Source organism: Paraburkholderia sp. RL18-101-BIB-B, assembly GCF_046026985.1.
Lineage (GTDB): Bacteria > Pseudomonadota > Gammaproteobacteria > Burkholderiales > Burkholderiaceae > Paraburkholderia.
Window position 1 is genome coordinate 1 of sequence record NZ_JARESV010000258.1, and the last position, 216, is coordinate 216.

The window sequence follows — 216 nt, forward strand, 5'->3', positions numbered from 1 at the left end:
GCAGGCCACGCTCGAGTCAGCGATACAGCTGCCGGCGATTCACGCCGGTCGCTTTCTCGATCGCGTGTACTGGCTCGCCTTGCACGAAAAGCTCAAGTGCATGCATTCGTTGCCTGATGAGCTTGCGCGCTTCGTTATCCAGATCGGTCCATGCAATACCTGGCCACGTTGCGAGATCGATTGCCTGCAGTTCAGGCTTGCGGCGATTCATAAACG

Annotated in this window: 1 protein-coding gene; it reads right to left on the reverse strand. The window is 57.4% G+C overall.

What is annotated here, in order from left to right:
• Positions 1–16: 16 nt before the first annotated feature.
• Positions 17–216: hypothetical protein (locus P0D73_RS46985; RefSeq protein WP_494478269.1), on the reverse strand; the 200-nt coding region annotated here is incomplete at its 5' end.